The sequence below is a fragment of the Streptomyces cavernicola genome, from assembly GCF_029968035.1.
Lineage (GTDB): Bacteria > Actinomycetota > Actinomycetes > Streptomycetales > Streptomycetaceae > Streptomyces > Streptomyces cavernicola.
In genome coordinates, this window is sequence record NZ_JASCIQ010000009.1 from 190,317 (window position 1) to 212,920 (window position 22,604).

Here is a 22,604-nt window from a genome sequence, read left to right on the forward strand (position 1 = left end):
GTACTGCTGCGATCCCGTACTGCTGTGTCGGTTCAGCGGAAGAGCCGCCGCCAGGTCTCCGGACCCGGGTAGCCGTCCGCCGCGCCGCCCAGCCAGCCCTGCGCGCGCTGGAACTCCTCGACGTTGCGCCGGTCGCTCTCGGCCCAGACCTGACCTGGGCCGCCCTGCGCGTAGTGCCTGCCGAACCCTTTCTGCACCAGCCGGCGGCCGAGCCGCTCCACGTGCACGTTCGACTCCCCGGGCCGGAACGCGCCCCGGCCCGGATACGCGGGCGCCGCCCCGGCAGGCCCGCCCACGCCCGCGCCCGCACCCGCACCCACGCCCACGCCCGCGCCCGCGCCCGCGCCCGGTGTCGGGATATCCCGCCCCTTCCCCTCGACCAGGTACTCCCAGGTCAGCGGCCCCGGCAGCCCGTCCGCCGCGCCGCCCGTCCAGCCCTGCGCGCGCTGGAAGGCCTGGGTCGCCCTGCGGTCCGCCTCGCCCCAGACCGGCGAGGGCCCGGAGCGGTAGAAGCGGCCGCCGCCGCGCTGGACGAGCAGCCGCCCCAGCTGGGTGACGTACGGGCTGCGGGCGCCGGGGCCGAACGCGGCGGGGCCCGGGTAGCGCCGGGCTTCCTCAGCGGGGGCCGGGCGGTGCGCGGCGGGCCGGAGGCTCTCGTACCGATAGGCCGTACAGCGCGCGCCGAAAAGGAGAAAGGGAAAAGGAAGGGGCCTCGGGGAGGCCCCGGAATCGGCCGGGGTGCGATTCACCTCACATCCCGGCTCCATTCCCGGCTCACTTTCAGGGCCTGAATGTCCGCTTTGCTGCACGCCGGTCAGTTTCTCAACTGTCCATCCGAATCGCATGCTGACGGTCCGAATGCTGTACGCGCCCCCCCCTGCCGGGAGGCCTCGCGCGGCGCACGGGCCGGTCGCCCGGTGGTCAGGAGCACCGGTCGACATCCGGTAGAGTTCTCCAGGTCAGCAGGCGCCGCTAGCTCAGTTGGTTAGAGCAGCTGACTCTTAATCAGCGGGTCCGGGGTTCGAGTCCCTGGCGGCGCACAGACAGTCGAAGGCCCCTCGCGAAAGCGAGGGGCCTTCGTCGTGCGCACGGACGCCCCGACCACGCGCCGGATACCTTTGGCCTATGGCGCACGACATACAGGAGCGGATCAAGAAGCTCATCATCGACCGGCGGCTGCCCTCCGGGTCCCCGCTGCCCACCGAGCCCGAACTGATGGAGCTGCTCGGCGTGAGCCGCAACTCCGTGCGGGAGGCGCTCAAGGCGCTGGTGGCGATGGGCATCGTCGAGATCCGGCACGGCTTCGGCACGTACGTGGGACCGATGTCGATGGCGCCGATGATCGAGGGCCTCGCCTTCCGCACCGTCGCGGGCCACTACCGGGGCGAGGACAGCCTGCTCCAACTCCTCGAACTGCGCGAGGCCATGGAGACCGGACTGCTCGCGCGGCTCGCCGGCGAGGTTCCGTCGAACGACCTCGCCGAACTCGACGCGCTCGTGGACCGTATGGAGAGCGAGGCCGCCGTCGGCGCGGTGACCGCCGAGACCGACCGCGCCTTCCACTCGACCCTCTACCGCTGCCTGCGCAACCCGCTCCTCGGCGAGGTTCTGGAGGCATTCTGGGACGCGTTCCACCGCGTGCGCACCGACCTCGTGGACGTTCCGCCGGACCCGAAGGTGACCTGCCGCCAGCACCGGGAGATCCTCGACGCGGTCCGCTCCGGCGACACGCTCCGGGCCGAGCAGGCCGTGCGGGAGCACTTCGGCAACCTCCGCACCCGGCTCGGCTCTCCGAGCCCGCGCCCTGACCAGGCGTGAAGCGAAAACGTTCAACTCCCGCCACAAAGCGTGCAAATGATCAGCAAGCAGGGGATTTCCGCCTTGCGATCATCGCAATGACGTAGAAACCTTGCCTGAATCGTGAACACCATGTGATGGCCGGTGTGCCGAAGTTGAGCGGGAGCGAACCACCGGCGCGTTCCGCGCGTCTCAACGACCGGTGGCCTGCCACCGATCGCGACCGCGGGGTTCAGGGGGGCCGAGCGGTGAACAGGACCGACGACCACGCGGCGACCGACCGCGTGCGGGGGGATGACTCATGACGTCGACGCCTACGGGCGCCGGACCCGACTCCGACGCGTCCCGGACGACCCAGTTGCGAGTGCTCTCGCACATGACGGGCGGGTTCCGGCGCCTCAAGAAGTCGCTGCCGCGGTACGACTACGAGCACTACAGCCGCCTCGCCGGTCCCCTCACGCAGCCCGAGCCGGGCAAGCCGTACAAGGTGCGCTACCGCTCACTGCTCTCCCAGGAGCCGCACCGGGTGCGCGCCGCTCTGATGCTCGGGGCCGCGCCGCTGCTCTCGCTCGTGCTGCTGGCCTGGCTGCTGCAGCCCGAGCACTGGACGAAGCGGGACTACGTACCGAACGCGTACCTGGAGCACCTCGACGTCGTCATGCTCGTCTCGATCGGCCTGATCGAGTTCTTCCGCTGCATGAACGTGCTGTCCAACGCGCACGCCACCCTCGTCGCCCGCGACCCGGTCCCCGTCGTGCCGGAGAGCGGCACCCGGGTCGCGTTCCTCACCTCGTTCGTGCCCGGCAAGGAGCCGATCGAGATGGTGACCAAGACCCTGGAGGCCGCGGTCAAGATCCGGCACCGGGGTCTGCTGCACGTCTGGCTGCTCGACGAGGGCGACGACCCGGAGGTGAAGGAGGTCTGTGCGCGCCTGGGCGTGCACCACTTCTCCCGCAAGGGCGTCGCCAAGTGGAACCAGGCGAAGGGCCCGCACCGCGCGAAGACCAAGCACGGCAACTACAACGCCTGGCTGGACGCGCACGGCGACGACTACGAGTACTTCGCCTCCGTCGACACCGACCATGTGCCGCTCCCCAACTACCTGGAGCGGATGCTCGGCTTCTTCCGCGACGAGAACGTCGGCTTCGTCATCGGCCCACAGGTGTACGGCAACTACGACACGTTCGTCACCAAGGCCGCCGAGTCCCAGCAGTTCCTGTTCCACGCGCTGATCCAGCGGGCCGGGAACGCCTACGGGGCGCCGATGTTCGTCGGCACCTCCAACGCCGTACGCATCAGGGCGCTCAAGCAGATCGGCGGGCTCTACGACTCGATCACCGAGGACATGGCGACCGGGTTCGAGATCCACCGGCACAAGAACCCGGCGACCGGCAAGAAGTGGCGGTCGGTCTACACCCCCGACGTGCTCGCGGTCGGCGAGGGCCCGAACGCCTGGACCGACTTCTTCACGCAGCAGCTGCGCTGGTCGCGCGGGACGTACGAGACGATCCTCAAGCAGTACTGGAAGGGCTGGTACTCCCTGCCTCCGGGCAAGCTCTTCAACTACACGATGATGATCATCTTCTACCCGATGTCCGCCCTCAACTGGATCCTCGCGGCCCTGAGTTGTGCGCTGTTCCTGGGCCTGGGCGCTTCGGGTGTGAACATCGACCCGACGATCTGGCTGATGCTGTACGGCAACGCCTCGGCGCTGCAGATCGGCCTGTACGTGTGGAACCGGCGGCACAACGTGTCGCCGCACGAGCCCGAGGGGTCGGGCGGCGTGGCCGGCATGGTGATGTCCGCGCTGTCCGCGCCGATCTACGCCCGCTCCCTGATGGACGCGGTCCTGCGCCGCAAGTCCAAGTTCGTGGTGACCCCGAAGGGCGAGTCGGCCAGCCCGGACACGCTGTTCGGGACGTTCCGGATCCACCTCTTCTTCATCCTGGTCTTCGCCGGTTCGATCGCCGCCGCGTTCGTGTACGGCCACGCCCACCCGGCGATGATCACCTGGGCCTCGTTCGCGCTGCTGATCACGGCGGCGCCGATCTTCGCGTGGCGGTACATGTGGCGGCAGGAGAAGAAGCGCCGCAAGTCGGCGGCGGAGGGCGGGAGTTCGGCCCCTGCTGCCCCTGCGGCCCGTACGGCCTCTGCGACCGCGCCCGAGCCGCGCCCCGGGGACACGCTCCGGCAGCCCCTCTCCGTACCGCAGGCACAGCCCGTACCGCAGGCGCAGCCCGCACGACAGGCGCAGCCCGAGCCCGAGGGGGCGCGGACGCAGGTGTTGCCGCTGGTGCAGCCCGGTGCCGCCCCGCCCGTGCCGGCACGTACGCAACAGCCCCAACCGGAGCCGCAGCCCCAGCCGCCTGACCCGCGGCTGCCCGCCACGCCCGCGGCGCGCACGCCCAGTTGGGCCGAGACCGAACCGGCGCCGCGGCCCGCGGCGGCCGACCCGAGGCAGCCCGGCCCTGCCGCCGCCGACCAGACCGTGCAGATGCCGTACCCGGCGCCGCACACAGCTCATGGGGGACCTGAGAAATGACAGACCGCTCAAGCCGCCGCCGCGCCCGCCGCTTCGCGATAGGCACAGCGGTGGTCGTGGCCCTCGCCGGCATGAACGGCCCGTGGCTCTGGCGGTTCGGCTCCGCGCAGTACCACGAGTACAAGATCAACAGACCGGAGTACAAGGCCGAGAACGGGCACTGGGACCTCGTCGACGTCCCCGAGAAGTACCGGCTCAACACCATCCACGCGGCCGTCCTGCACACCGGCAAGGTGCTGCTCGTCGCGGGCTCGGGCAACGACGAGAAGAACTTCGACGCGAAGAAGTTCGACACGGTCCTGTGGGACCCGGTCAAGGAGACCTTCAAGAAGATCCCCACGCCCAACGACCTGTTCTGCACCGGCCACACCCAACTCCCGGACGGCAAGCTCCTGGTGGCGGGCGGCACCAAGCGGTACGAGAAACTCCAGGGCGACGTCACCAAGGCCGGCGGCCTGATGATCGTGCACAACGAGAACCCGGACGAGCCGATCACACTGCCCGCGGGCACCCGCTTCACCGGCAAGGAGAACGGCAAGACCTTCGTCTCCAAGGACCCGGTGGTCGTGGAGCGCGCGAAGAAGGTCTTCGACAAGGCCACGGGCGCGTTCGTACGCAACGACCCGGGACTCGGCCGCGTCTACGTCGAGGCGCAGCGGAGCGGCAGGAAGTACGAGACCGGCACCGAGGACAACTACCGGGTGCAGGGCCTCAAGGGCGCCGACGCGCGCAACACGTACGGCATCGCCCAGAAGCTCGCCCTGGACAAGAAGGACTTCCAAGGCATCAAGGACGCCTACGAGTTCGACCCGGTCGCCGAGAAGTACCTCAAGGTCGACCCGATGAACGAGGCCCGCTGGTACCCGACGCTGACCACGCTCTCCGACGGGAAGATCCTCGCCCTGTCCGGCCTGGACGACATCGGCCAGATCGTGCCGGGCGACCGCAACGAGGTGTACGACCCGGACACCAAGGAGTGGGAGTACGTCCCGCAGAAGCGGCAGTTCCCGACGTACCCGGCGGTGTTCATCCTGCCGAACGGCAAGCTGTTCTACTCCGGGGCGAACGCCGGGTACGGGCCCGACGACGTGGGCCGCGACCCCGGGATCTGGGACTTCGACACCAACAGGTTCACGAAGGTCAAGGGCCTCAGCGACCCGAAGCTGATGGAGACCGCCGGCACCGTGATGCTGCCGCCCGCGCAGGACGAGCGGTTCATGGTGATCGGCGGCGGCGGTGTCGGCGAGTCCGAGAAGTCCAGCGAGAAGACCCGGATCATCGACCTCAAGGACGACAAGCCCGCCTTCCGGGACGGGCCTTCGCTCGACAAGGGCACCCGCTACCCGCAGTCCTCGATCCTCCCGGACGACAGCGTCCTGATCACCGGCGGCTCCGAGGACTACCGCGGCCGCGGCGGCTCGAACATCCTGCAGGCGCGGATGCTCGCGCCGGGCGGTGAGCGACTGCGGCGCGTGGCCGACCCGCTGGTGGGCCGCAACTACCACTCGGGCTCGCTGCTCCTGCCCGACGGGCGGGTGGTCGTCTTCGGCTCGGACTCGCTGTTCTCCGACGACGCCGACACCAAGCCCGGCAAGTTCGAGCAGCGCATCGAGATCTACACCCCGCCGTACCTCTACAACGGCGCGAAGCCGGTCCTGACCGGCGGCGAGGAGAGCATCGAGCGCGGCGGCTCCGCGACGTTCGAGTCCCGGCAGGCGAAGGACCTGAAGACGGCCCGCCTGATCAAGCCGAGCGCGTCCACGCACGTCACCGACATCGACCAGCGCTCGATCGAACTGGGCCTGAAGACCTCGGGGAACAAGGTGACGGTCACCGTGCCGAGGAACAAGAACCTGGTGCAGCCCGGCTGGTACATGCTGTTCGTCACCGACGACGAGGGCCGCCCGAGCGAGGCGGTGTGGGTGGAGGTTCCCGAGTAGTCGCTCTCAGGGGGTCACTTCGCGCCCTTCGCGAGGCCGAGGGCGTACTCCGGCCACCACTGGCCCGCCGGCGGGCCGCCCTTGCACTCGCCGTCGGACTCGCCGGGGCGCTTGATCCAGAGGTACGCGTCCACGGCGTCGTCGGCGGTCTTCGTGGTCGGGGCCTCACCGAGGGCACGCCCCGGCGGGTTGCACCAGCGCTCGTCCGGATTGCCCTCGGTGTAGGGGCCGTTGCCGTTGCGGCTGGTGTCGATGACGAACGGCTTGTTGCCGAACTTCATCGAGAGCTCCTTGCCGAAAGCCGTGGACTCCTGCGTGCCGTAGTAGTTGGACACGTTGACCGCGAAGCCGTCGGCCTGGTCGATGCCCGCCGACTTGAGCGGCTGGTAGAGGTCGTTGGGCTTCGGGCCGCCGGGGTTGCCGCCGTCCAGATAGACCTTGGTGTTCTGCAGCGACTTGAGCTTCTCGATGGCGCCCTTGAGCAGGTCGAAGCGCTCCCCGTGGAACTCGCCGGGCGTGCAGCCGTCGACGACGTGCAGGAGCGCGTCCGGCTCCAGGACGACCGTGGCCCGCCGGTCCCCGATGCCCTTGGCGACCGCGTCGATCCACGTCCGGTACGCGTTGCCGTCGGCGGCGCCGCCCTTGGAGTACTGGCCGCAGTCGCGGTGCGGGATGTTGTAGAGGGCGAGCAGCGCGTCCCGGTCGGCCTTCGTCGCGGCCTCGGTGTGCTCGCGGACCTGGGTCTCGGCGGCGGCCGCGTCGGGGTCGGTGATCCACTCGGCGACGGGCTGGCTCGCGATCTTCTCGATCTGCTCGGCGTCCCTGTCGTTTCCGTCGTGCCGGTACTCGGCGACCTGCTTGGCCGCGTTCCCCTGCGGGTCGACCCAGTACGGGTCACTGGCCTTGGGCTGCTGCCGCACCGGCGAACCGCCCGGATCCGGGTCCTTGCCGCTCTCGCCCGACGAACATCCCGCGATCAGCAGCACCGCCCCCACGGCCGCCGCCGACGCCTTCCACCCCCGCCCGGCAGACCTGTCGTAGTGCTGGTCCTCGCTGCCGTACATCCACTCCCCCTCGGGCTGTTCGGGCTCCCAATCCTGGCATACGAGGCGGGTCACGGCCCGGTACCCGTCAAGTAGGCGGAGACCACCACATTCGAGGAATAGCTGCCGCTCGCGGCGTCGAAGGTCCCGCCGCAGGTGATCAGCCGCAACTCGGCCCGCCCCTCGTGCCGTTCGCCGTACGCCTCGGCCGCGTCGAACTCGTCCCGCTGGATCACCCGGACGTCCTCGACGGTGAACTCGGCGAGCGAGCCGTCGACGCGGGCCACCCGCACCTTCTGCCCCTCCTCAAGAGTGCTCAGGTCGTAGAAGACGGCCGGGTCGGACTCGGTGTCGACATGGCCGACGAACAGGGCGGTGCCCTCGGCCCCCGGCTGGGTGCCGCCCGCGTACCAGCCGACGACACCCGGCTGCTCGTACGGCGGCGGGGCGACGGCGCGGTCCCGGTCGAGGCCGCGCCGGACGACGGGGGCGCGCACGCCTATCGCCGGTATGTCGACGCGATGCGGGCGGGCGGCGGGCAACGGGTCGTGCGCGGGCGGGAGTTGAACGCCCGCGGCCGACACGTCACCGGCGCCGGGCAGGCCCGGCAGGCCCAGCTCGCGCGCGCCGAGCCACAGGGCGACGAGGAGCAGCAGCCAGGCCGCCGCGGTGAGCAGCCGGGCGGATCGGGGGGTGCGCGCCTCGGACACGGCGTCCTCGTCCGCCCCGCTACTCGGGGCGGCGGCGTCGGCGCAGTATCCGCCCGGTCACGGCGAGCGCGGCCGCGGTCACGAGGACCCCGCCGATCACCGCGTGCCGCAGCCCCGGCCCCTCGTCGTCGGCTTCGGCGGCCATCGAGGCGGTGCCGCCGCCTCCGGCCCGGCTCGGTGCGGTCGGCGACGCGGACGCCGTCTTGCCTTTCTCGGCGGGCTTCTCGCCGGGCTTCTCCGCGGGCTTCTCGCGTACGACCTTGAAGCTGCCCTTGGCCTTGCCCTCCTGGCCGTCGCAGGTCACGGAGATGTCGTACGTGCCGGGCGTGACCGTCGACCGGATCATGGCCTCGCCGACCAGCGGGGAGCGTCTGCCGTCCCGGAGGGCGAGGGAGCCGTCGGCGACGAACGCCTCGGACTTGGCGGCGCCGGTCTGGCCCGCACAGCCGGTGACGGTCAGCCGCACCTCCATACCGGGCACGGCACTCGCCGGATCGACGGTCACCCCGGTATCGCCGGCCGACGCGGGGCTCGCGGGGGCGAGGGTGAGGAGGGTGGTGGCGCAGAGGGTGGGCACGATTCGGCGCATGCTTCGAGGCTCCGCCGGGGTCCGCGGCTCGGCCTCCGGGGGTGGTCCACTCGGGTGCCCCCTCCAAGCCCTACGGACAGCCCCGAGGACTCCGCCCCCGGCCCCCCCAGCACCGGGGCTCCGTACCCGCACCCCGCCCGGGGCTGCCGCCCCTGGACCGCCGAAGGGCGCCGCCCCGGCCTCGCCCAGGGCTGCCCCCCTGCACCCCGCCACGGGGCTCCGCCCCGCACCCCCCGCCTGGGGCTGCGGACCCTGCACCCCCGCCACGGGGCTCCGCCCCGGACCCCGTTCCTGATCCCCTCCCCGCCCCTTCCCGAAAGACTGCCGTCGGCTGCAGGGGGCTCCGCCCCCGGACCCTGCCCGGGGCTGCCGCCCCTGGACCCCGCCTCGGGGCTGCCGCCCCGGGCCCCGGTCGTCCGTTGGCTGCCGCTTCGTCGTGGCCGGCCGCGCAGTTCCCCGCGCCCCCTTTCGGGGGCTCCCCCCCGCCCCCCCGGACCCCCGCTCCTCAAGCGCCGGAGGGGCTGGATTTGGGCGGGGTGGGGAGAGCGGGATCGGGTGGGGTGAGGAGGGCTGGATTTGGGCGGGGTGGGGAAGGCGGGATCGGGTGGGGTGGGGCGGGATTTGCGCCGGAGGGGCTGGATTGTGCGGACTGGGGCTGGGGTGAGTGCCCCGACAGGGGCGCGGGGAACTGCGCGAGCAACCACAACAAAGCAGGCAGCCGAAAGACAGCCGGGACCTGGGGCGAAGCCCCGGTTTTCAGGAGTGCGGGGGCTCCGCCGCGTGGGCGCGAGCGGCCACGACGGCGCGGCAGCCGGAGAACACAGCGCCGCAGGCTTTCGGGAAGGGGCGGGGTGGGGGCTGTGACATGGGCGACTCCCACCGCGTGCGGGCGGCTGCCGCGGCGCGGTGGGCGCAAGACGACCGGGGACCGGGGGCCGGGGGCGGAGCCCCGGGGTTGGGTCAGACGCGTTCGACCAGGTCCGCGATCGAGTTGACGATCTTCGACGGCCGGAACGGATAGCGGTCGACCTCGGACTCCTTCGTGAGGCCCGTCAGGACCAGGAAGGTCTCCATCCCCGCCTCCAGTCCGGCCAGGACATCCGTGTCCATCCGGTCCCCGATCATCGCGCTGGTCTCGGAGTGCGCCCCGATCGCGTTCAACCCCGTCCGCATCATCAACGGATTCGGCTTGCCCGCGAAGTACGGGTCCTTGCCGGTCGCCTTGGTGATCAGCGCCGCCACCGCCCCGGTCGCGGGCAGCGGCCCCTCCAGGCTGGGCCCGGTCTCGTCCGGGTTGGTGCAGATGAACCGCGCACCGTTGTTGATGAGCCGGACGGCCTTCGTCATGGCCTCGAAGCTGTACGTACGGGTCTCGCCGAGCACCACGTAATCCGGGGCGTGATCCGTCAGTACGTACCCGATGTCGTGCAGGGCCGTGGTGAGCCCGGCCTCGCCGATGACGTACGCGGTGCCGCCGGGCCGCTGGTCGTCGAGGAACTTCGCGGTGGCGAGCGCGGACGTCCAGATGTTCTCGACGGGCACTTCGAGGCCCATCCGCTTCAGCCGTGCGTGCAGGTCACGGGCGGTGTAGATGGAGTTGTTGGTGAGCACGAGGAAGGGCTTGCCGGACTCCTGCAGGCGCTTGATGAAGGCGTCGGCGCCGGGGATGGGCACGCCCTCATGGATGAGGACTCCGTCCATGTCGGTGAGCCAGGATTCGATCGGCTTGCGCTCTGCCACGGGACTGATCTCCGCTCTGCACCGGGTGGACCGTACGTCCGTCAGCGTACGGGGCGGGCCCGGCCCCTGACCCGCCCCGTTCGCCCTGCGGACACTCCCGCGCACGCTTCCCCGTGCGCACGCTCAGCTGCCCGTCGCCGACTTCCAGTCCTCCACGTACGTCGGAAGGTTCTTCTCGATGTCCGACCAGTCCGGCTGGAAGACCTCGACGCCGTCCATCAGCTCGGTCAGGGCGGTCGCGTTGGCGTCGGTCGCCTTGATGTCGCCGCGGGCCGCGAAGCCGCCGCCGACGGAGCTGACCTGCTGCTGCGCCTTCTCGCTGAGCATGAAGTCGAGGAGCTTCTTGCCGTTCTCGGTGTGCGGGGCGCCCTTGACCAGGCCCGCGGCGTACGGCAGGGCGAAGGTGGTCGGCTTGGCGCCCGGCTTCGAGGAGGTCTTCGGGAACCAGATGCCCAGGTTCGGCATGGACTTGGACTGGGCGAAGTTCATCTGCACGTCGCCGTTGGCCACGAGCAGCTCGCCCTTGTCTGTCTTGGGCGCGAGCTTCGACGTGGACGAGGACGGGCCGACGTTGTTGGCCTGCAGCTTCTTCAGGTAGGCCATGGCCTTGTCCTTCGAGCCGAAGTCGTGCATGGCCTTGATGAGGACGGCGGTGCCGTCGCCGGCGACGCCGGGCGTGGAGTACTGCAGCTTGTTCTTGTACTTGGCGTCGAGCAGCTCCTCCCAGGTGGCCGGGGGCTGCTTCAGCTCCTTCTTGTTGTGGATGAAGGAGAAGTAGTTGTTGACGACGGCGGTCCAGCTGCCGTCGGCGGCCTTGTCGGCGCCGGCGACCTGCTCGGATCCCTCCGCCTTGTACGGGGCCAACAGGCCCTTGCTCTGGGCCTGTTGGATGAACGGCGGCAGGGTGACCATGACGTCGGCCTGGGTGTTGGACTTCTCGCGCAGGGCGCGCTGCACCATCTCGCCCGAGCCGCCCTCGACGTACTCGACCTTGATGCCGGTCTTCTTCTCGAAGTCCTTGAAGACCTGGTCGTACCAGCCGTCGCCGTTCTCGCCCTTGAGGCCGTCGGCGCTGTAGACGGTGACGACCTTCTCGTCGGCGGACGCGGCGCCGCCGCAGGCGGTGAGGGAACCGGCGAGGACGAGGCTGCCGACGACGGCCGCTATGGCCTTGGCTGTGGCTTGGGTGCGCATGACGTTTCGACTCTCTCTACGGGGATTCAGCACGAGATTCAGCACGAGATTCAGCACGGGTTTCAGCACGGGATTCAGCGGTACGAGGCGCGGGTGCGGATACGGGACACCGCGAGCAGCACGAGCAGCGTCGCGCCCATGAGGACCACGGCGACGGCGGAGCCGGTGAAGAGGGAGCCGCGGTCGGTGGCCGTGAAGATGCGGACGGGCAGCGGCAGCCAGTCCGGCGGGTAGAGCATCATCGTGGCGCTCAACTCGCCCATGGACAGGGCGAAGCAGAGCCCGGCGGCCGCGTTCAGGGACGGCAGGAGCAGCGGCAGCTTCACCCGCCACAGCACGTACGAGGGCGTGGCACCGAGGGACGCCGCGGCCTGCTCGTAGGCCGGGTCGAGGCGGACGATCGCCGCGGACACCGACTGGTAGGCGAACGCGGTGACGAGGACGGTGTGGGCGAGGATCACGATCCAGCGGGTGCCGTTGAGCAGGAACGGCGGCTGCGAGAACGCGACGAGGACGGCGAGGCCGACGACCACCGAGGGCACGGCGACGGGCAGCATGAACAGCGTGTCCATGAGCCGTTTACCCCTCTTGCGCAGGGCGTGCGCGGCGAGCGCGGCCCAGCTGCCGACGAGGAGCGCGAGCAGGCCGGCGACCAGGGCGGTGACGAGGCTGGTGGTGAGCGCCTGCAGGGACTCGCCGCGGGTGGCGGCGGCGTAGTGCTCGACGGTCGGCCCGGAGGGGAACGCGCCGGACCAGTTGGTCGAGAACGACGCGGCGACGATCACGAGCAGCGGCACCGCGAACAGCGGCACGAAGAGCAGCAGGAACAGCGCCCAGAGCGCCCACCTGCCGCTGCGGCTATGCACCAACACGACGGCTCACCACCCGGTACAGGCCGTAGAGACTCACGGAGATCACCACGTTGACGACGGCGACGACACAGGCGGCGGTCCAGTCCGACTCCAGGATCGCCTTGCTGTAGACGAGCGTCGGCAGGGTCGTGACGCCCTTCGCCCCGGTGAACAGGACGATCCCGAACTCGTTGAGACACATGATGAGTACGAGGCTGCCGCCGGCGGCGAGCGCGGGCAGCGCCTCGGGCAGGATCACCTGCCGCACGATCCGCGGGGCCTTCGCGCCGAGCGAGGAGGCGGCCTCGATCTGCGCGGTGTCGATCTGCGAGAACGCGGCGAGCAGCGGCCGCATCACGAACGGCGTGAAGTACGTGATCTCGGCGAGGAGCACGCCCCAGGGCGTCGTCAGGAATTGGAAGGGACCGCTCGCGGCGCCCGTGACGTCCGTCCACATCCCGTTGGCCATGCCGACCGTGCCGTACACGAAGAGCAGCGCGAGCGTGATCAGGAACGACGGGAAGGAGAGGAAGACGTCCACGAACCGGGCGACGGCCTTCGCCCCGGGGAACGGCACGAACGCGATGACGAGCGCCAGCACGAACCCGAGCACGAGACACCCGACGGTCGCCCCGACCGCCAGCCACACGGTCGTCCCGAGCGCCTCGCGGAACGCGGGGTCGGCGAACACGTCCGCGTACGGCTGGACCGACATCCCGCCTTCGAGCGGCGTGAACGACTGCTGCACGAGGAGGACGAGCGGATAGAGAAACACAACGCCGAGCGCGAGCACGGGCGGCAACGCCCACACCCACGTCGCCCGCTGCCTCAGCGGCTGCGGCTGCGGCTGCGGCTTCCGCCCCCACTGCTCCGCCGCCGCCCGCTGTGGGCAGATGTTCCGCAGGGCGGAACGGGTGGGCACAGCCCCACGTGCCGGGTGCGATTCGGTCAGGGGCCCAGCTGGACTACGCATCGGCAGCCACCCCGGCAGACAGCAACACCGCGTCCTCCGGCGCAAAGTGCAGGGCAACCTGCGAACCGAGCGCGGGCGGAGTCCGCAACTCCCGCACATCCGCCTTGACCCGCTGCCCAGCGACATCCACGTACAACCGATGCGTCGCCCCCCGCCACTGAACCTCGGCAACCGCACCCCGCAGGGTGTTCGCCCCCTCCCCGAGCCCGACAAGGTGCGGCCGTACGCACAGGGTGGCCGTCGCCCCGGCCGCGACACCCGCCGTGTCGACCTTCAACTCGGCGTCGCCCAGGCGCACTTGCCCGGAACCGGAACCCACCCGCACCGGCAGCAGGTTCGCGTTGCCCACGAACGAGGCCGTGAACTCCGTACGAGGCGACCGGTACAGCTCCTGCGGCGTGCCGCAGTCCTGCAGGCGGGCCTTGTCCATGACGGCGATCCGGTCGGCCAGGGTGAGCGCCTCGACCTGGTCGTGGGTGACGTACAGGATCGAGACGTCCGGCAACTCCCGGTGCAGGCGGGCGAGTTCGGCGAGCATGCCGGACCTGAGCTGCGCGTCGAGCGCGGACAGCGGCTCGTCGAGGAGCAGCACGCCGGGCCGGATGGCGAGCGCGCGGGCGATGGCGACGCGCTGCTGCTGCCCGCCGGACAGCTCGCGTGGGTAGCGCTTGGCGTACGCGGCCATGCCGGTCATCTCCAGGGCCTCGGCGACCCGCCCGGGTATCGCGGCCTTGTCGGCCTTCTGCGCCTTGAGGCCGAAGGCGACGTTGTCCTCGACGCGCAGGTGCGGGAAGAGCGCGTAGCTCTGCACGACCATGCCGACGCCGCGGCGGTGCGGCGGCAGGTGCGTGACGTCCCGGTCGCCGATGTGGACGCGGCCGCGCGCGGGCGTCACGAATCCGGCGACCGCCCGCAGCGCGGTGGTCTTGCCGGAGCCGGACGGCCCGAGCAGCGCCATGACCTCGCCGCGCTCGACGGTCAGGTCGAGGGAGTCGAGCACGGTGTTCGAGCCGTACGCGACGCTCACACCGTCGAAGCGAATGCCGATGTCGCCGCCGACACCGTCGCCACCAACGCCGCTCATCGCCCGAACTCCCCGAGCAGCAACGGCAGTTCGGCGACCGAGCCGAGGACGTGCGTGGCCCCGGCGGCGCGCAGCGCGTCCTTGTCGTGCGCGCCGGTGAGGACGCCCGCGACGACGGAGGCCCCGGAGCGGACGCCGGAGCGCATGTCGTACGCGGTGTCTCCGGCGACGGCGATCTCGCGGACGTCGTCGGCGGCGCCGGTGCGCAGCAGCGCGGCGAGCACCATGTCCGGGTAGGGGCGGCCGCGGCCCCCTGCGTCGGCCGGGCAGAGGGTGAGCTCGACCAGGTCGCGCCAGCCGAGGGCGTCGAGGATGGCGTCCTGGGTGACGCGGGCGAAGCCGGTGGTGAGGACGACGGTGCGGCCCGCGGCGCGCAGCTCCTCGATCGCCTCGCGGGCGCCGGGGATCGGGGCGATGCGGCCGCCGTCGACGAGTTCGCCGTACGCGGCCTCGAAGGCGGTGTTGGCGCGCTGCGCGAGGTCCTCGTCGCCGAACAGCGCCCGGAAGACGGTGATCTTGGACTCGCCCATCGTGTCTCGGACGTACTGCAGCTTCTGCTCGTGGTCCGCGGAGCCGGGCTCGACGCCGAGGCGTTCGGCGGCGCGGGAGAAGGCCTGCTCGACGAGGCCGCCGTCGGCGACGGTGGTGCCGGCCATGTCGAGGACGACGAGGCGGGGTTCGGGGTTCTTCGTGGTCAACTCGCTCACCATCCCAGTTCGTTGGCGGTGGTTTCGGCGATCGCCGGGGAACAGGTCATGCCGCGCCCGCCGGGCCCGGTGACCAGCCACACCCCGCCCCGCACCTGCTCGCGGTGGACGACGCGGGAGGTGTCGGTGCACTGCGCGTACACCCCGGCCCAGCGGCGCCGGATGCGGGGCAGCGGGCGGCCGAGGAAGCCCTCGACGACCTGCTTGAGGTGTTCGTACGGCTCCTCGACGAGGTCGAAGGCGAAGGGGTGCTCGTACTCGTGGGTGTCGCCGATGGTCAGCCCGCCGTCCGCGCGCTGCACCATGAGCAGCTGCATCTTGTGCGCGGCGGCGGTCGGCGTCTGGGCCTGGCCGGCGTTGAGGGCGTCGAGGGCCTCGGACCGGTACGCCGGGTAGTAGCGGAAGCTGTCCGCGTCGGCCACGGAGGTGGGCAGGGTCTCGCCGAGCGGGTCGGTCTGCATCATCTGCAGGCGTACGCGGCGCACCGGCAGGTCGGGGGCCAGCTCGCGGACGAGGCCGCCGAGCCAGGCGCCGGTGCAGAGGACCACGGTGTCGCCGCTGTGCACGTCGCCGTGGTCGTCGCGGACGGCGTGCTCGCCGATGATCTCGCGGACCTCGCGGCCGCCGAGGAAGGTGTAGCGCCCGGAGGCCAGGAGGGCTTCCTTGAGGGCGAGTTGGGCGGTGCGCGGCTCGACGGCGGCGTCCCGCTCGCAGTACAGGGCGGCCTCGAACCCGCCCCGCAGGGCCGGGTTGTGCGCGCGGGCCTCGGTCGGCGTGAGCAGCTTGTAGCCGCGCGCCGGGGCGTCGTCCCGGGCGAGCGCGGCCTCCGCCACGGCGATCTCGGCGTCCGTGCGTACGGGGGTGAGCGAGCCGTTGGCCCGGAAGCCGAGCCTCGGCACGCGGGCGCCGATGCCCTCCCACAGCTCGCGGGCGCGCAGTGCGGTGTCGAGCTCCTCGCCGCCCGCGCGTCCGCTGACCCAGATCTGCCCGAAGTTGCGCAGCGACGCCCCGCGGGCCTCGGTCTCGCGCTCGATGTGCACGACCTCATGGCCGCGTTCCACTGCCTGCCAGGCGTGCATGGTGCCCACCACGCCGGCTCCTACGACTACGACTCTCATGCCGGAAACGGTCGTGGCGACCGGTGTCCCGCTCCGTACGACCCGGCGACGGGAAGGTGAACGAGCCCCCAAACTTGGCCTAGACCCGTTACCTTTCCGTGATCATAAGGGGTGGGTACGGAGCGGGCGTTTCGGGCCGAACAGCCCCAACTCTCAGTGCCTGCTGGGCAGATGAGCGGTGAAGCTGAAGCGGTCGCCCCGGAACAGCGTCCGCACCCGCTCCAGGGGCCGCCCCCCGGTGTCCCGCGAGACCCGGTGGATGAGCAGCATCGGCAGTGCGGGCGGCGTGCCGATGAGCAGCGCCTCGCGCGGGGTGGCGAGCACGGTCTCGATCCGCTCGTCGGCGGCGCCGAAGCCGATGCCCAACTCGTCGTGCAGATAGGCGTAGAAGGACGAGTCGGGGTCGAAGTCGGCGTCGAGCCGCGGCACTCGGGCCACGCTGACGTACGTGCTCTCCAGACCCACCCGCTCGTCGTCCGCGAGCAGCACCCGCTCCAGGTGCCAGACGGGCTCGCCGCGCTCGGCCTCGATCTCCTCGGCGAGCGCGTCCGGGCACGGGAAGCGGTCCAGGGAGATCAACGTCCGCCCGGGGGTGCGGCCCTGGCGCCGTACGCCCTCGGTGTAACTGGCCAGGGCGAGCGGCTGCTCCAGCTTCGGCCCGGCGACGACGGTGCCGCGCCCGGCCCGGCGCAGCCGCCCTTCGAGCAGTAGCTCCCGCAGCGCCTGCCGCACGGTCTCGCGCGCGACGCCGTACCGCACGGACAGCTCCCGCTCGGTGGGCAGCAGCCCGCCCTCCCCCAACTCGTCGAGCAGGGACGCTATCTGCGTCTTCACCGCGTAGTACTTGGGGATCCGTCCGTGCTCCGGAACCCCGGCCTTGACGGGGGCGCCGGGCTGCTGCTCGCTGGGGTAGTCCACGGAGGAACTCTAGATCCGGTACGTACGGGTACGTGCGGGGGAACGTCAGTCGCCCGCCCCGCGCCCCCGCAGTCGCCGCGCACCCAGGACCAGGGCCGCGCCCGCGACCACCAGCAGCCCGGCGGCGGCCCCGTACCCCACCGCCGCCCACCCCCGCAGCGCACCGGTCTCGGCGAGCCGGTCCGGCCACCGCACCCCGCCAGTCGTACCGTCCGACGCCCGCTCCGCGCCGACCGTGAACGTGTACGTGCCGGACTCCCCGACCCAGTCCCCGTCCTCACCTCGGCGCTGGACCACGGCGACCTGCACGGTGACCTCGTTGGACCCGGCGTCGGCGGTGAAGGCGAGGCGCAGCGGGACGGTGACGGAGGTGCCGGGGGCGAGCGAGAAGCCGGTGAAGCCGCCGTCGCCGCCGTCGAGGACGCCCACGTTCTCGTCCTCCTCGGTCCGCTCGAAGGGGACGTCGCGCCAGCGCCCGTCCGGGTCGCGGAACTGCAGGCGCAGCTGGGCGGGTTGGAGATCCCGGTCGCGGTCGAGCAGCACGACGACGGGGTGGATCTTGCCGCAGGTCCGCTCGGAGGTGTTCTCCAGGTCCAGGCCGAGCCGTTGCGGCGGGCCGCCGGGGTCATAGGCCTCCGGCCCGCCGTGCAGGCGGCTCGTCACCGGGAAGTCCTTGTCCTCCCCGTCGTCGCAGGTCACACCCTGGGCGGCGGCGACCGGGCCGGGACGGTTCTCGTACGCGGCGGCGGGCACGGCCACGGGGCCGAAGGCGAGGGCGGCGGCGAGGCCACCGAGGGCGGGAGCGCTGCGCAGTCGCATGGGGGCCTTTGCTGAGGGGGGGGTGTTGCTGGGCGGGGGCGGCCCAGACCCTGCCATGCGGGCATCCGCCCGGCGTTGAGCCACGACGCGGTACGCCCGACCGGCGGCCCCGATCCCCCTCCCCCGGCGCACTCCGGCTTGCGCTTTTTCCTTTCCCCTCCCCGCCCCTTCCCGAAAGTCCTGCGGACAGCCCCGGGGGCTCCGCCCCCGGCCCCCCGCTCCTCAAACGCCGGAGGGGCTGAATTTGGGCGACGATACGGGCCCCGTCAGGGGCGCGGGGAACTGCGCGACCAGCCACGACGGCGGGAAGGCGGAACGAACACCGCCGGAGGCTTTCGGGAAGGGGCGGGGAGGGGAAAGATCAGCCCCGCCCGAACAGCGGCGCAAGCACCAACCACACCGCCCCCTCCCGCACGGCCCGGTCCCCGTCGACCGCCCGCACCTCGACCGGAGGTCCCCCCACGCGCCGGGCGCGGGCCGCGAGGACCGCATCCACCCCCCGTACGTACAGCTCAGGATCGGCCGACACCGTCCGCCCACCCACCAGCACGAGGTCGACGTCGAGCAGCCCCACCAGGTTCGCCGCCCCCTCCCCGAGCACCCGCGCGGCCTCAACCGGAGCCCCCGCAGCGACCGCCGCGAGGCAGAGCGCCTCCACGCAGCCCCGGTTGCCGCACCCGCACAGCGGCCCGTCCAACTGCACGACCTGGTGGCCGAATTCGCCCGCCCCCGTACGCGCCCCGCGATGCACCTCACCGCCGAGCACGAGTCCCGCGCCGAGCCCCGTACCCACGTGCAGATAGGCGAACGACCAGGTCGCCCCGGCGAGGGCGAGGCCGAGGGCGGCCGCGTTGGTGTCCTTGTCGACGACGACGGGCAGACCGAGCCGGCGGGCGAGCACGTCGCGCAGCGGGAAGCCGTCCCACTCGGGGAAGCCGGTGACCCGGTGCAGCACGCCGGTCGCGTGGTCGAGGGGGCCGGGCAGCGCGACCCCTACCCCGAACGGCATGACCCCGGTCGCGTCGAGCAGCGCCGAGACCTCCCGTACCGCCGTGTCCACCACCGCCTCCGCGCCGGCCGCGAAGGCCAGCGGGGCGCGGCGCTCGGCGAGCGGGGCGCCCGCGAGGTCGACGGCCACGGCGGTCAGCGCGTCCCGGTCCAGGTGCAGGCCGACCGCGCTGCCCGCGCCGGGCACGAGCCGCAGGACGGTGCGCGGCTTGCCGCCCGTCGAGGCCCGCCGACCCGCCTCGGCCACGAGGCCCTCGGCCCGAAGGCGTGCGGTGATCTTGCTGACGGCCTGCGGGGTGAGCCCGGCGCGCTCGGCGAGTTCGAGCCGGCTGATGCCCTCGGCGCCCGCGGTGCGCAGCAGGTCGAGGACGCGGGCGGCGTTCTGCGTACGGAGGGAGGAGAGCCCGGAGGAGAGACCGGACGAGAGACCGGAGGAGAGATCGGGAGGGAGATCGGGAGAGGGGCCGGGGGGAGGACTGTCAGTGCTGCTCACCCGCCCATTCTCCCCTCCGCTTGCACTTTGGCAACACCGTTGCCAAAGTGGTCGCCATGACCTCCCAGGACTCCCACCAGGGCTCCCGCCAAGACGCCCCGCTCCGCGTCGGCCTCGTCGGGTACGGGCTCGCGGGCTCCGTCTTCCACGCCCCGCTGATCGCCGCGACCGAGGGCCTCGCGCTCGACACCGTCGTCACGTCGAACCCCGAGCGGCAGGCGCAGGCCCGCGCCGAGTTCGGCCCCGGACTGCGCTGCGCGGCCTCGGCGGACGAGCTGTGGGAGCGGGCCGGCGAGCTCGACCTGATCGTGATCGCGTCGCCGAACAAGACCCATGTGCCGCTCGCGACCGCCGCCCTGAAGGCCGGCCTGCCGGTCGTCGTGGACAAGCCGCTGGCCGGTACGGCCGCCGAGGCCCGTACGCTCGCGGAACTCGCGGACGAGCGCGGCCTGTTGCTCTCGGTCTTCCAGAACCGCCGCTGGGACAACGACTTCCGCACCCTGCGGAAGCTGCTCGCCGAGGACGCGCTCGGCGAGGTGCAGCGCTTCGAGTCCCGCTTCGAGCGCTGGCGGCCACGGCCCAAGGGCGGCTGGCGCGAGTCCGGCGCCCCCGAGGAGATCGGCGGCCTCCTCTACGACCTGGGCAGCCACGTCGTCGACCAGGCCCTGGTCCTCTTCGGCCCGGCGGCGTCGGTGTACGCGGAGTCCGACGTGCGCCGCCCCGGCGCGGAGGCCGACGACGACACGTTCATCGCGATCACCCACGCCGACGGCGTCCGCTCACACCTCTACGTCTCCGCGACGACCGCTCAACTCGGCCCGCGCTTCCGGGTGTTGGGCGCCCGCGCCGGGTATGTGAAGTACGGCCTCGACCCGCAGGAGGCGGCGCTCCGCGCGGGCCTGCGCCCCGGCGGGGACGCGCCGTGGGGCGTGGAGGACGAGTCGCTGTGGGGCCGCGTCGGGTCCGGGGAGTCCCCGCTGACCGGCGGCGGCCGCCCCGAGCCGACCCTGCCGGGCGACTACCCCGCGTACTACGCCGCGATCGCCGCCGCGCTCCGCGAGAACGCCCCGAACCCGGTCACCGCGCACGAGGCGGCGGCCGCCCTGGACGTCCTCGAAGCGGCGCGGACGTCGGCGCGCGACGGTGTGACGGTGACGCTGTGAGCGCCGACGACATCCCCGCCCTGGAGGAGCAGGAACGCCGCCTCGTCCTCGGACAGTTCACGTACGAGGACGCCTGGGCCCTCGGTTCGCTCCTCGTCGAGCTGGCCCGGGAGCGCGGGGCGCCGGTCGCGATCGACATCCGGCGCGGCGCTCAGCAGCTGTTCCACGCCGCGCTGCCCGGCTCCAGCGCCGACAACGACGCCTGGATCGACCGCAAGCGCCGCGTCGTGGAGCGGTACGGCTGCTCGTCGTTGCTGGTCGGCAGCCGTTTCCGGGCCAAGGGCACGACCTTCGAGGCCGCGTCCCGGCTCGACCCGGACCGCTTCGCGGCGCACGGCGGCTCCTTCCCGATCGCCGTCACGGGCGCGGGCGTCGTCGGCTCGGTGACAGTCTCGGGCCTGCCGCAACGCGACGACCACGCGCTGGTGGTGGAGGCGCTGGAGCGGTTCACCGGCGCCTGAGCGTCAGGCCAGCTCGGTGGTGTCGAGGTCGAAGTCGAAAGGCTCGGGCAGGGCGAGCTTCGCCCCGAAGACGGCCTCCGACTTGTGCCGGTACCGGCCGCCCTCGGGGTCCCAGTGCACGACGACCTCACCGCGGTGGCGGTCGACGAGCAGGTAGATGGGCAGCCCGGCCTGGGCGTAGGCGTCGCGCTTGTCGACTCGGTCGACCTCGGCGTCCTGCTCGCGTCCGGACGTCACCTCGGCGACGAGGAGTACGCCCGAGGGGTCGGACCAGGACGGTTGCCCCCGGAAGTAGCCGACAGGGGCGACCGCGCCGTCGACGCGGGCCCGGCCGGCCCGGCGGGCGGGCACGGCCAGACCTCGCGCCTGGTACAGGTGCAGTGCGAAGTGGCGCGCCCGCACTTGGTCCGCAACGGACCTGAGGCACTCGCCGTGATCACCGTCCGGCGTCGGAGTGATGAGCAGCCGCCCGTCGATCAGCTCGACGTACAGGCTCTCCGGCGCGGCCGCGTCCATCACCTCGAACTCGTCGAGCGTCACCTCGGCCTGCGGAACCATCACGGCGCCCCCTCTTCAGGGCACCGAGCCTACGCGTCGGTGAACTCCTGCCGCTGCCGCCCGAGCCCCTCGATCTCCAGCTCGACCACGTCGCCGGAGCGCAGGTACGGCTTCGGCTCGGCCGCGCCCATCGCGACGCCCGCCGGGGTGCCCGTGTTGATCACGTCGCCCGGGTACAGGGTCATGAACTGGCTGACGTACCGGACCACTTCGCCGACCGGGAAGATCTGCTCGGCCGTCGTGCCGTCCTGCTTCAGCTCGCCGTTGACCCAGAGCTTCAGGGACAGCGCCTGCGGGTCGGCGACCTCGTCGGCGGTGACGAGCCAGGGGCCGAGCGGGTTGAACGTCTCGCAGTTCTTGCCCTTGTCCCAGGTGCCGCCGCGCTCGATCTGGAACTCGCGCTCGGACACGTCGTTCGCCACCGCGTACCCCGCGACGTGCGTCAGGGCCTCCTCGGCGGTGTCGACGTAGCGCGCGGTCTTCCCGATGACGACGGCGAGCTCGACCTCCCAGTCGGTCTTCTCCGACTTGCGCGGTACGAGCACGGTGTCGTTCGGGCCGACCACCGTGTCCGCCGCCTTGAAGAAGACGATCGGCTCCTCGGGGATCGCGGCGCCGGTCTCGCGTGCGTGGTCGTGGTAGTTCAGCCCGATGCACACGACCTTGCCGATCCGGCCGAGCGGTGCCCCGATGCGCAGCCCCTCGGCGTCGAGCGCGGGCAGCGTGCCGGCTTCGGCGGCCTCCCGGACCCGGGCGAGGGCCGACTCGTCGGCGAGCAGGGCGCCGTCCACGTCGGTGACGAGGCCGGACAGGTCACGCAGGACGCCGCCCTCGTCGAGCAGCGCAGGACGCTCCGCGCCGACGGTTCCGACTCGCAGCAGCTTCATCTTCACACT

At 71.9% G+C, this 22,604-nt stretch carries 20 protein-coding genes, 1 tRNA gene and 1 pseudogene; 6 read left to right on the forward strand and 16 right to left on the reverse strand.

What is annotated here, in order from left to right; all coding sequences use genetic code 11:
- Positions 1-32 precede the first annotated feature (32 nt).
- Positions 33-677, reverse strand: a pseudogene (locus QIS96_RS11200) (peptidoglycan-binding protein); the annotation flags it as partial.
- A 289-nt stretch (positions 678-966) separates the two neighbouring features.
- On the opposite strand from QIS96_RS11200, the gene QIS96_RS11205 reads away from it, so the two are divergent.
- The 4 genes from QIS96_RS11205 (at position 967) to glxA (ending at position 6,279) form a co-directional block, all read left to right on the forward strand.
- Positions 967-1,040: transfer RNA gene (locus QIS96_RS11205), tRNA-Lys, on the forward strand.
- A gap of 85 nt (positions 1,041-1,125) precedes the next feature.
- Entirely contained in the window at positions 1,126-1,818 is a 693-nt protein-coding gene (locus QIS96_RS11210; RefSeq protein ID WP_282542325.1) for a FadR/GntR family transcriptional regulator, read from the forward strand.
- A gap of 280 nt (positions 1,819-2,098) precedes the next feature.
- Complete coding sequence (locus QIS96_RS11215) at positions 2,099-4,339, forward strand: glycosyltransferase family 2 protein (RefSeq protein WP_282542326.1); 2,241 nt, start codon at positions 2,099-2,101, stop codon at positions 4,337-4,339.
- Entirely contained in the window at positions 4,336-6,279 is a 1,944-nt protein-coding gene (glxA, locus tag QIS96_RS11220) for a radical copper oxidase GlxA (RefSeq protein WP_282542327.1), read from the forward strand. Before QIS96_RS11215 ends, glxA begins: the two co-directional genes overlap by 4 nt.
- 14 nt (positions 6,280-6,293) lie before the next feature.
- Here glxA and QIS96_RS11225 read toward each other — a convergent pair whose 3' ends face one another.
- From QIS96_RS11225 to QIS96_RS11285, 13 genes are all read right to left on the reverse strand, one after another.
- On the reverse strand, positions 6,294-7,343 hold the full coding sequence (locus tag QIS96_RS11225) for a glycoside hydrolase family 6 protein (RefSeq protein WP_282542360.1): 1,050 nt from the start codon (positions 7,341-7,343) through the stop codon (positions 6,294-6,296).
- A 50-nt stretch (positions 7,344-7,393) separates the two neighbouring features.
- Positions 7,394-8,032 (reverse strand): class F sortase, encoded by a 639-nt coding sequence (locus tag QIS96_RS11230; protein ID WP_282542328.1) that lies wholly within the window; start codon positions 8,030-8,032, stop codon positions 7,394-7,396.
- 19 nt (positions 8,033-8,051) lie between these two features.
- Positions 8,052-8,621, reverse strand: a complete 570-nt coding sequence (locus QIS96_RS11235; protein ID WP_282542329.1) for a hypothetical protein — start codon at positions 8,619-8,621, stop codon at positions 8,052-8,054.
- 960 nt (positions 8,622-9,581) lie between these two features.
- Complete coding sequence (locus QIS96_RS11240; RefSeq protein ID WP_282542330.1) at positions 9,582-10,361, reverse strand: HAD-IIA family hydrolase; 780 nt, start codon at positions 10,359-10,361, stop codon at positions 9,582-9,584.
- A gap of 123 nt (positions 10,362-10,484) precedes the next feature.
- Positions 10,485-11,555 (reverse strand): 2-aminoethylphosphonate ABC transporter substrate-binding protein, encoded by a 1,071-nt coding sequence (locus tag QIS96_RS11245; protein ID WP_282542331.1) that lies wholly within the window; start codon positions 11,553-11,555, stop codon positions 10,485-10,487.
- Between the two features lie 74 nt (positions 11,556-11,629).
- Entirely contained in the window at positions 11,630-12,427 is a 798-nt protein-coding gene (locus tag QIS96_RS11250; RefSeq protein WP_282542332.1) for an ABC transporter permease, read from the reverse strand.
- Complete coding sequence (locus tag QIS96_RS11255; RefSeq protein WP_408907160.1) at positions 12,414-13,328, reverse strand: 2-aminoethylphosphonate ABC transporter permease subunit; 915 nt, start codon at positions 13,326-13,328, stop codon at positions 12,414-12,416. The genes QIS96_RS11250 and QIS96_RS11255 overlap by 14 nt, the downstream gene beginning before the upstream one ends.
- A 43-nt stretch (positions 13,329-13,371) precedes the next feature.
- A complete protein-coding gene (locus tag QIS96_RS11260) occupies positions 13,372-14,463 on the reverse strand; it encodes an ABC transporter ATP-binding protein (protein WP_282542333.1) in 1,092 nt (363 codons plus the stop codon).
- Positions 14,460-15,161 carry a phosphonatase-like hydrolase gene (locus QIS96_RS11265; RefSeq protein WP_408907161.1) on the reverse strand — a complete coding sequence of 234 codons (702 nt, stop codon included), beginning with the start codon at positions 15,159-15,161 and terminating at the stop codon, positions 14,460-14,462. The genes QIS96_RS11260 and QIS96_RS11265 overlap by 4 nt, the downstream gene beginning before the upstream one ends.
- A 5-nt stretch (positions 15,162-15,166) precedes the next feature.
- Positions 15,167-16,288, reverse strand: coding sequence for a TIGR03364 family FAD-dependent oxidoreductase (locus QIS96_RS11270; protein WP_282542335.1), 1,122 nt, complete (start codon positions 16,286-16,288; stop codon positions 15,167-15,169).
- A gap of 153 nt (positions 16,289-16,441) precedes the next feature.
- A complete protein-coding gene (locus QIS96_RS11275; RefSeq protein WP_282542336.1) occupies positions 16,442-17,206 on the reverse strand; it encodes a GntR family transcriptional regulator in 765 nt (254 codons plus the stop codon).
- Positions 17,207-17,251: 45 nt separating this feature from the next.
- On the reverse strand, positions 17,252-18,025 hold the full coding sequence (locus tag QIS96_RS11280) for a hypothetical protein (RefSeq protein WP_282542337.1): 774 nt from the start codon (positions 18,023-18,025) through the stop codon (positions 17,252-17,254).
- 361 nt (positions 18,026-18,386) lie between these two features.
- Complete coding sequence (locus QIS96_RS11285; RefSeq protein ID WP_282542338.1) at positions 18,387-19,526, reverse strand: ROK family transcriptional regulator; 1,140 nt, start codon at positions 19,524-19,526, stop codon at positions 18,387-18,389.
- Positions 19,527-19,582: 56 nt separating this feature from the next.
- Between QIS96_RS11285 and QIS96_RS11290 the strand changes: the two genes are divergently transcribed.
- Positions 19,583-20,689: a Gfo/Idh/MocA family oxidoreductase gene (locus QIS96_RS11290; protein ID WP_282542339.1), complete on the forward strand. Its 1,107-nt coding sequence runs from the start codon at positions 19,583-19,585 to the stop codon at positions 20,687-20,689.
- The gene (locus QIS96_RS11295; protein WP_282542340.1) at positions 20,686-21,150 is read left to right on the forward strand and encodes a heme-degrading domain-containing protein; all 465 of its coding nucleotides are present in this window, start codon (positions 20,686-20,688) and stop codon (positions 21,148-21,150) included. The genes QIS96_RS11290 and QIS96_RS11295 overlap by 4 nt, the downstream gene beginning before the upstream one ends.
- A gap of 3 nt (positions 21,151-21,153) precedes the next feature.
- On the opposite strand, the gene QIS96_RS11300 is transcribed toward QIS96_RS11295, so the two are convergent.
- Positions 21,154-21,708 (reverse strand): Uma2 family endonuclease, encoded by a 555-nt coding sequence (locus QIS96_RS11300; RefSeq protein ID WP_282542362.1) that lies wholly within the window; start codon positions 21,706-21,708, stop codon positions 21,154-21,156.
- A gap of 29 nt (positions 21,709-21,737) precedes the next feature.
- Positions 21,738-22,595: a fumarylacetoacetate hydrolase family protein gene (locus QIS96_RS11305; protein ID WP_282542341.1), complete on the reverse strand. Its 858-nt coding sequence runs from the start codon at positions 22,593-22,595 to the stop codon at positions 21,738-21,740.
- Between the last annotated feature and the right edge of the window lie 9 nt (positions 22,596-22,604).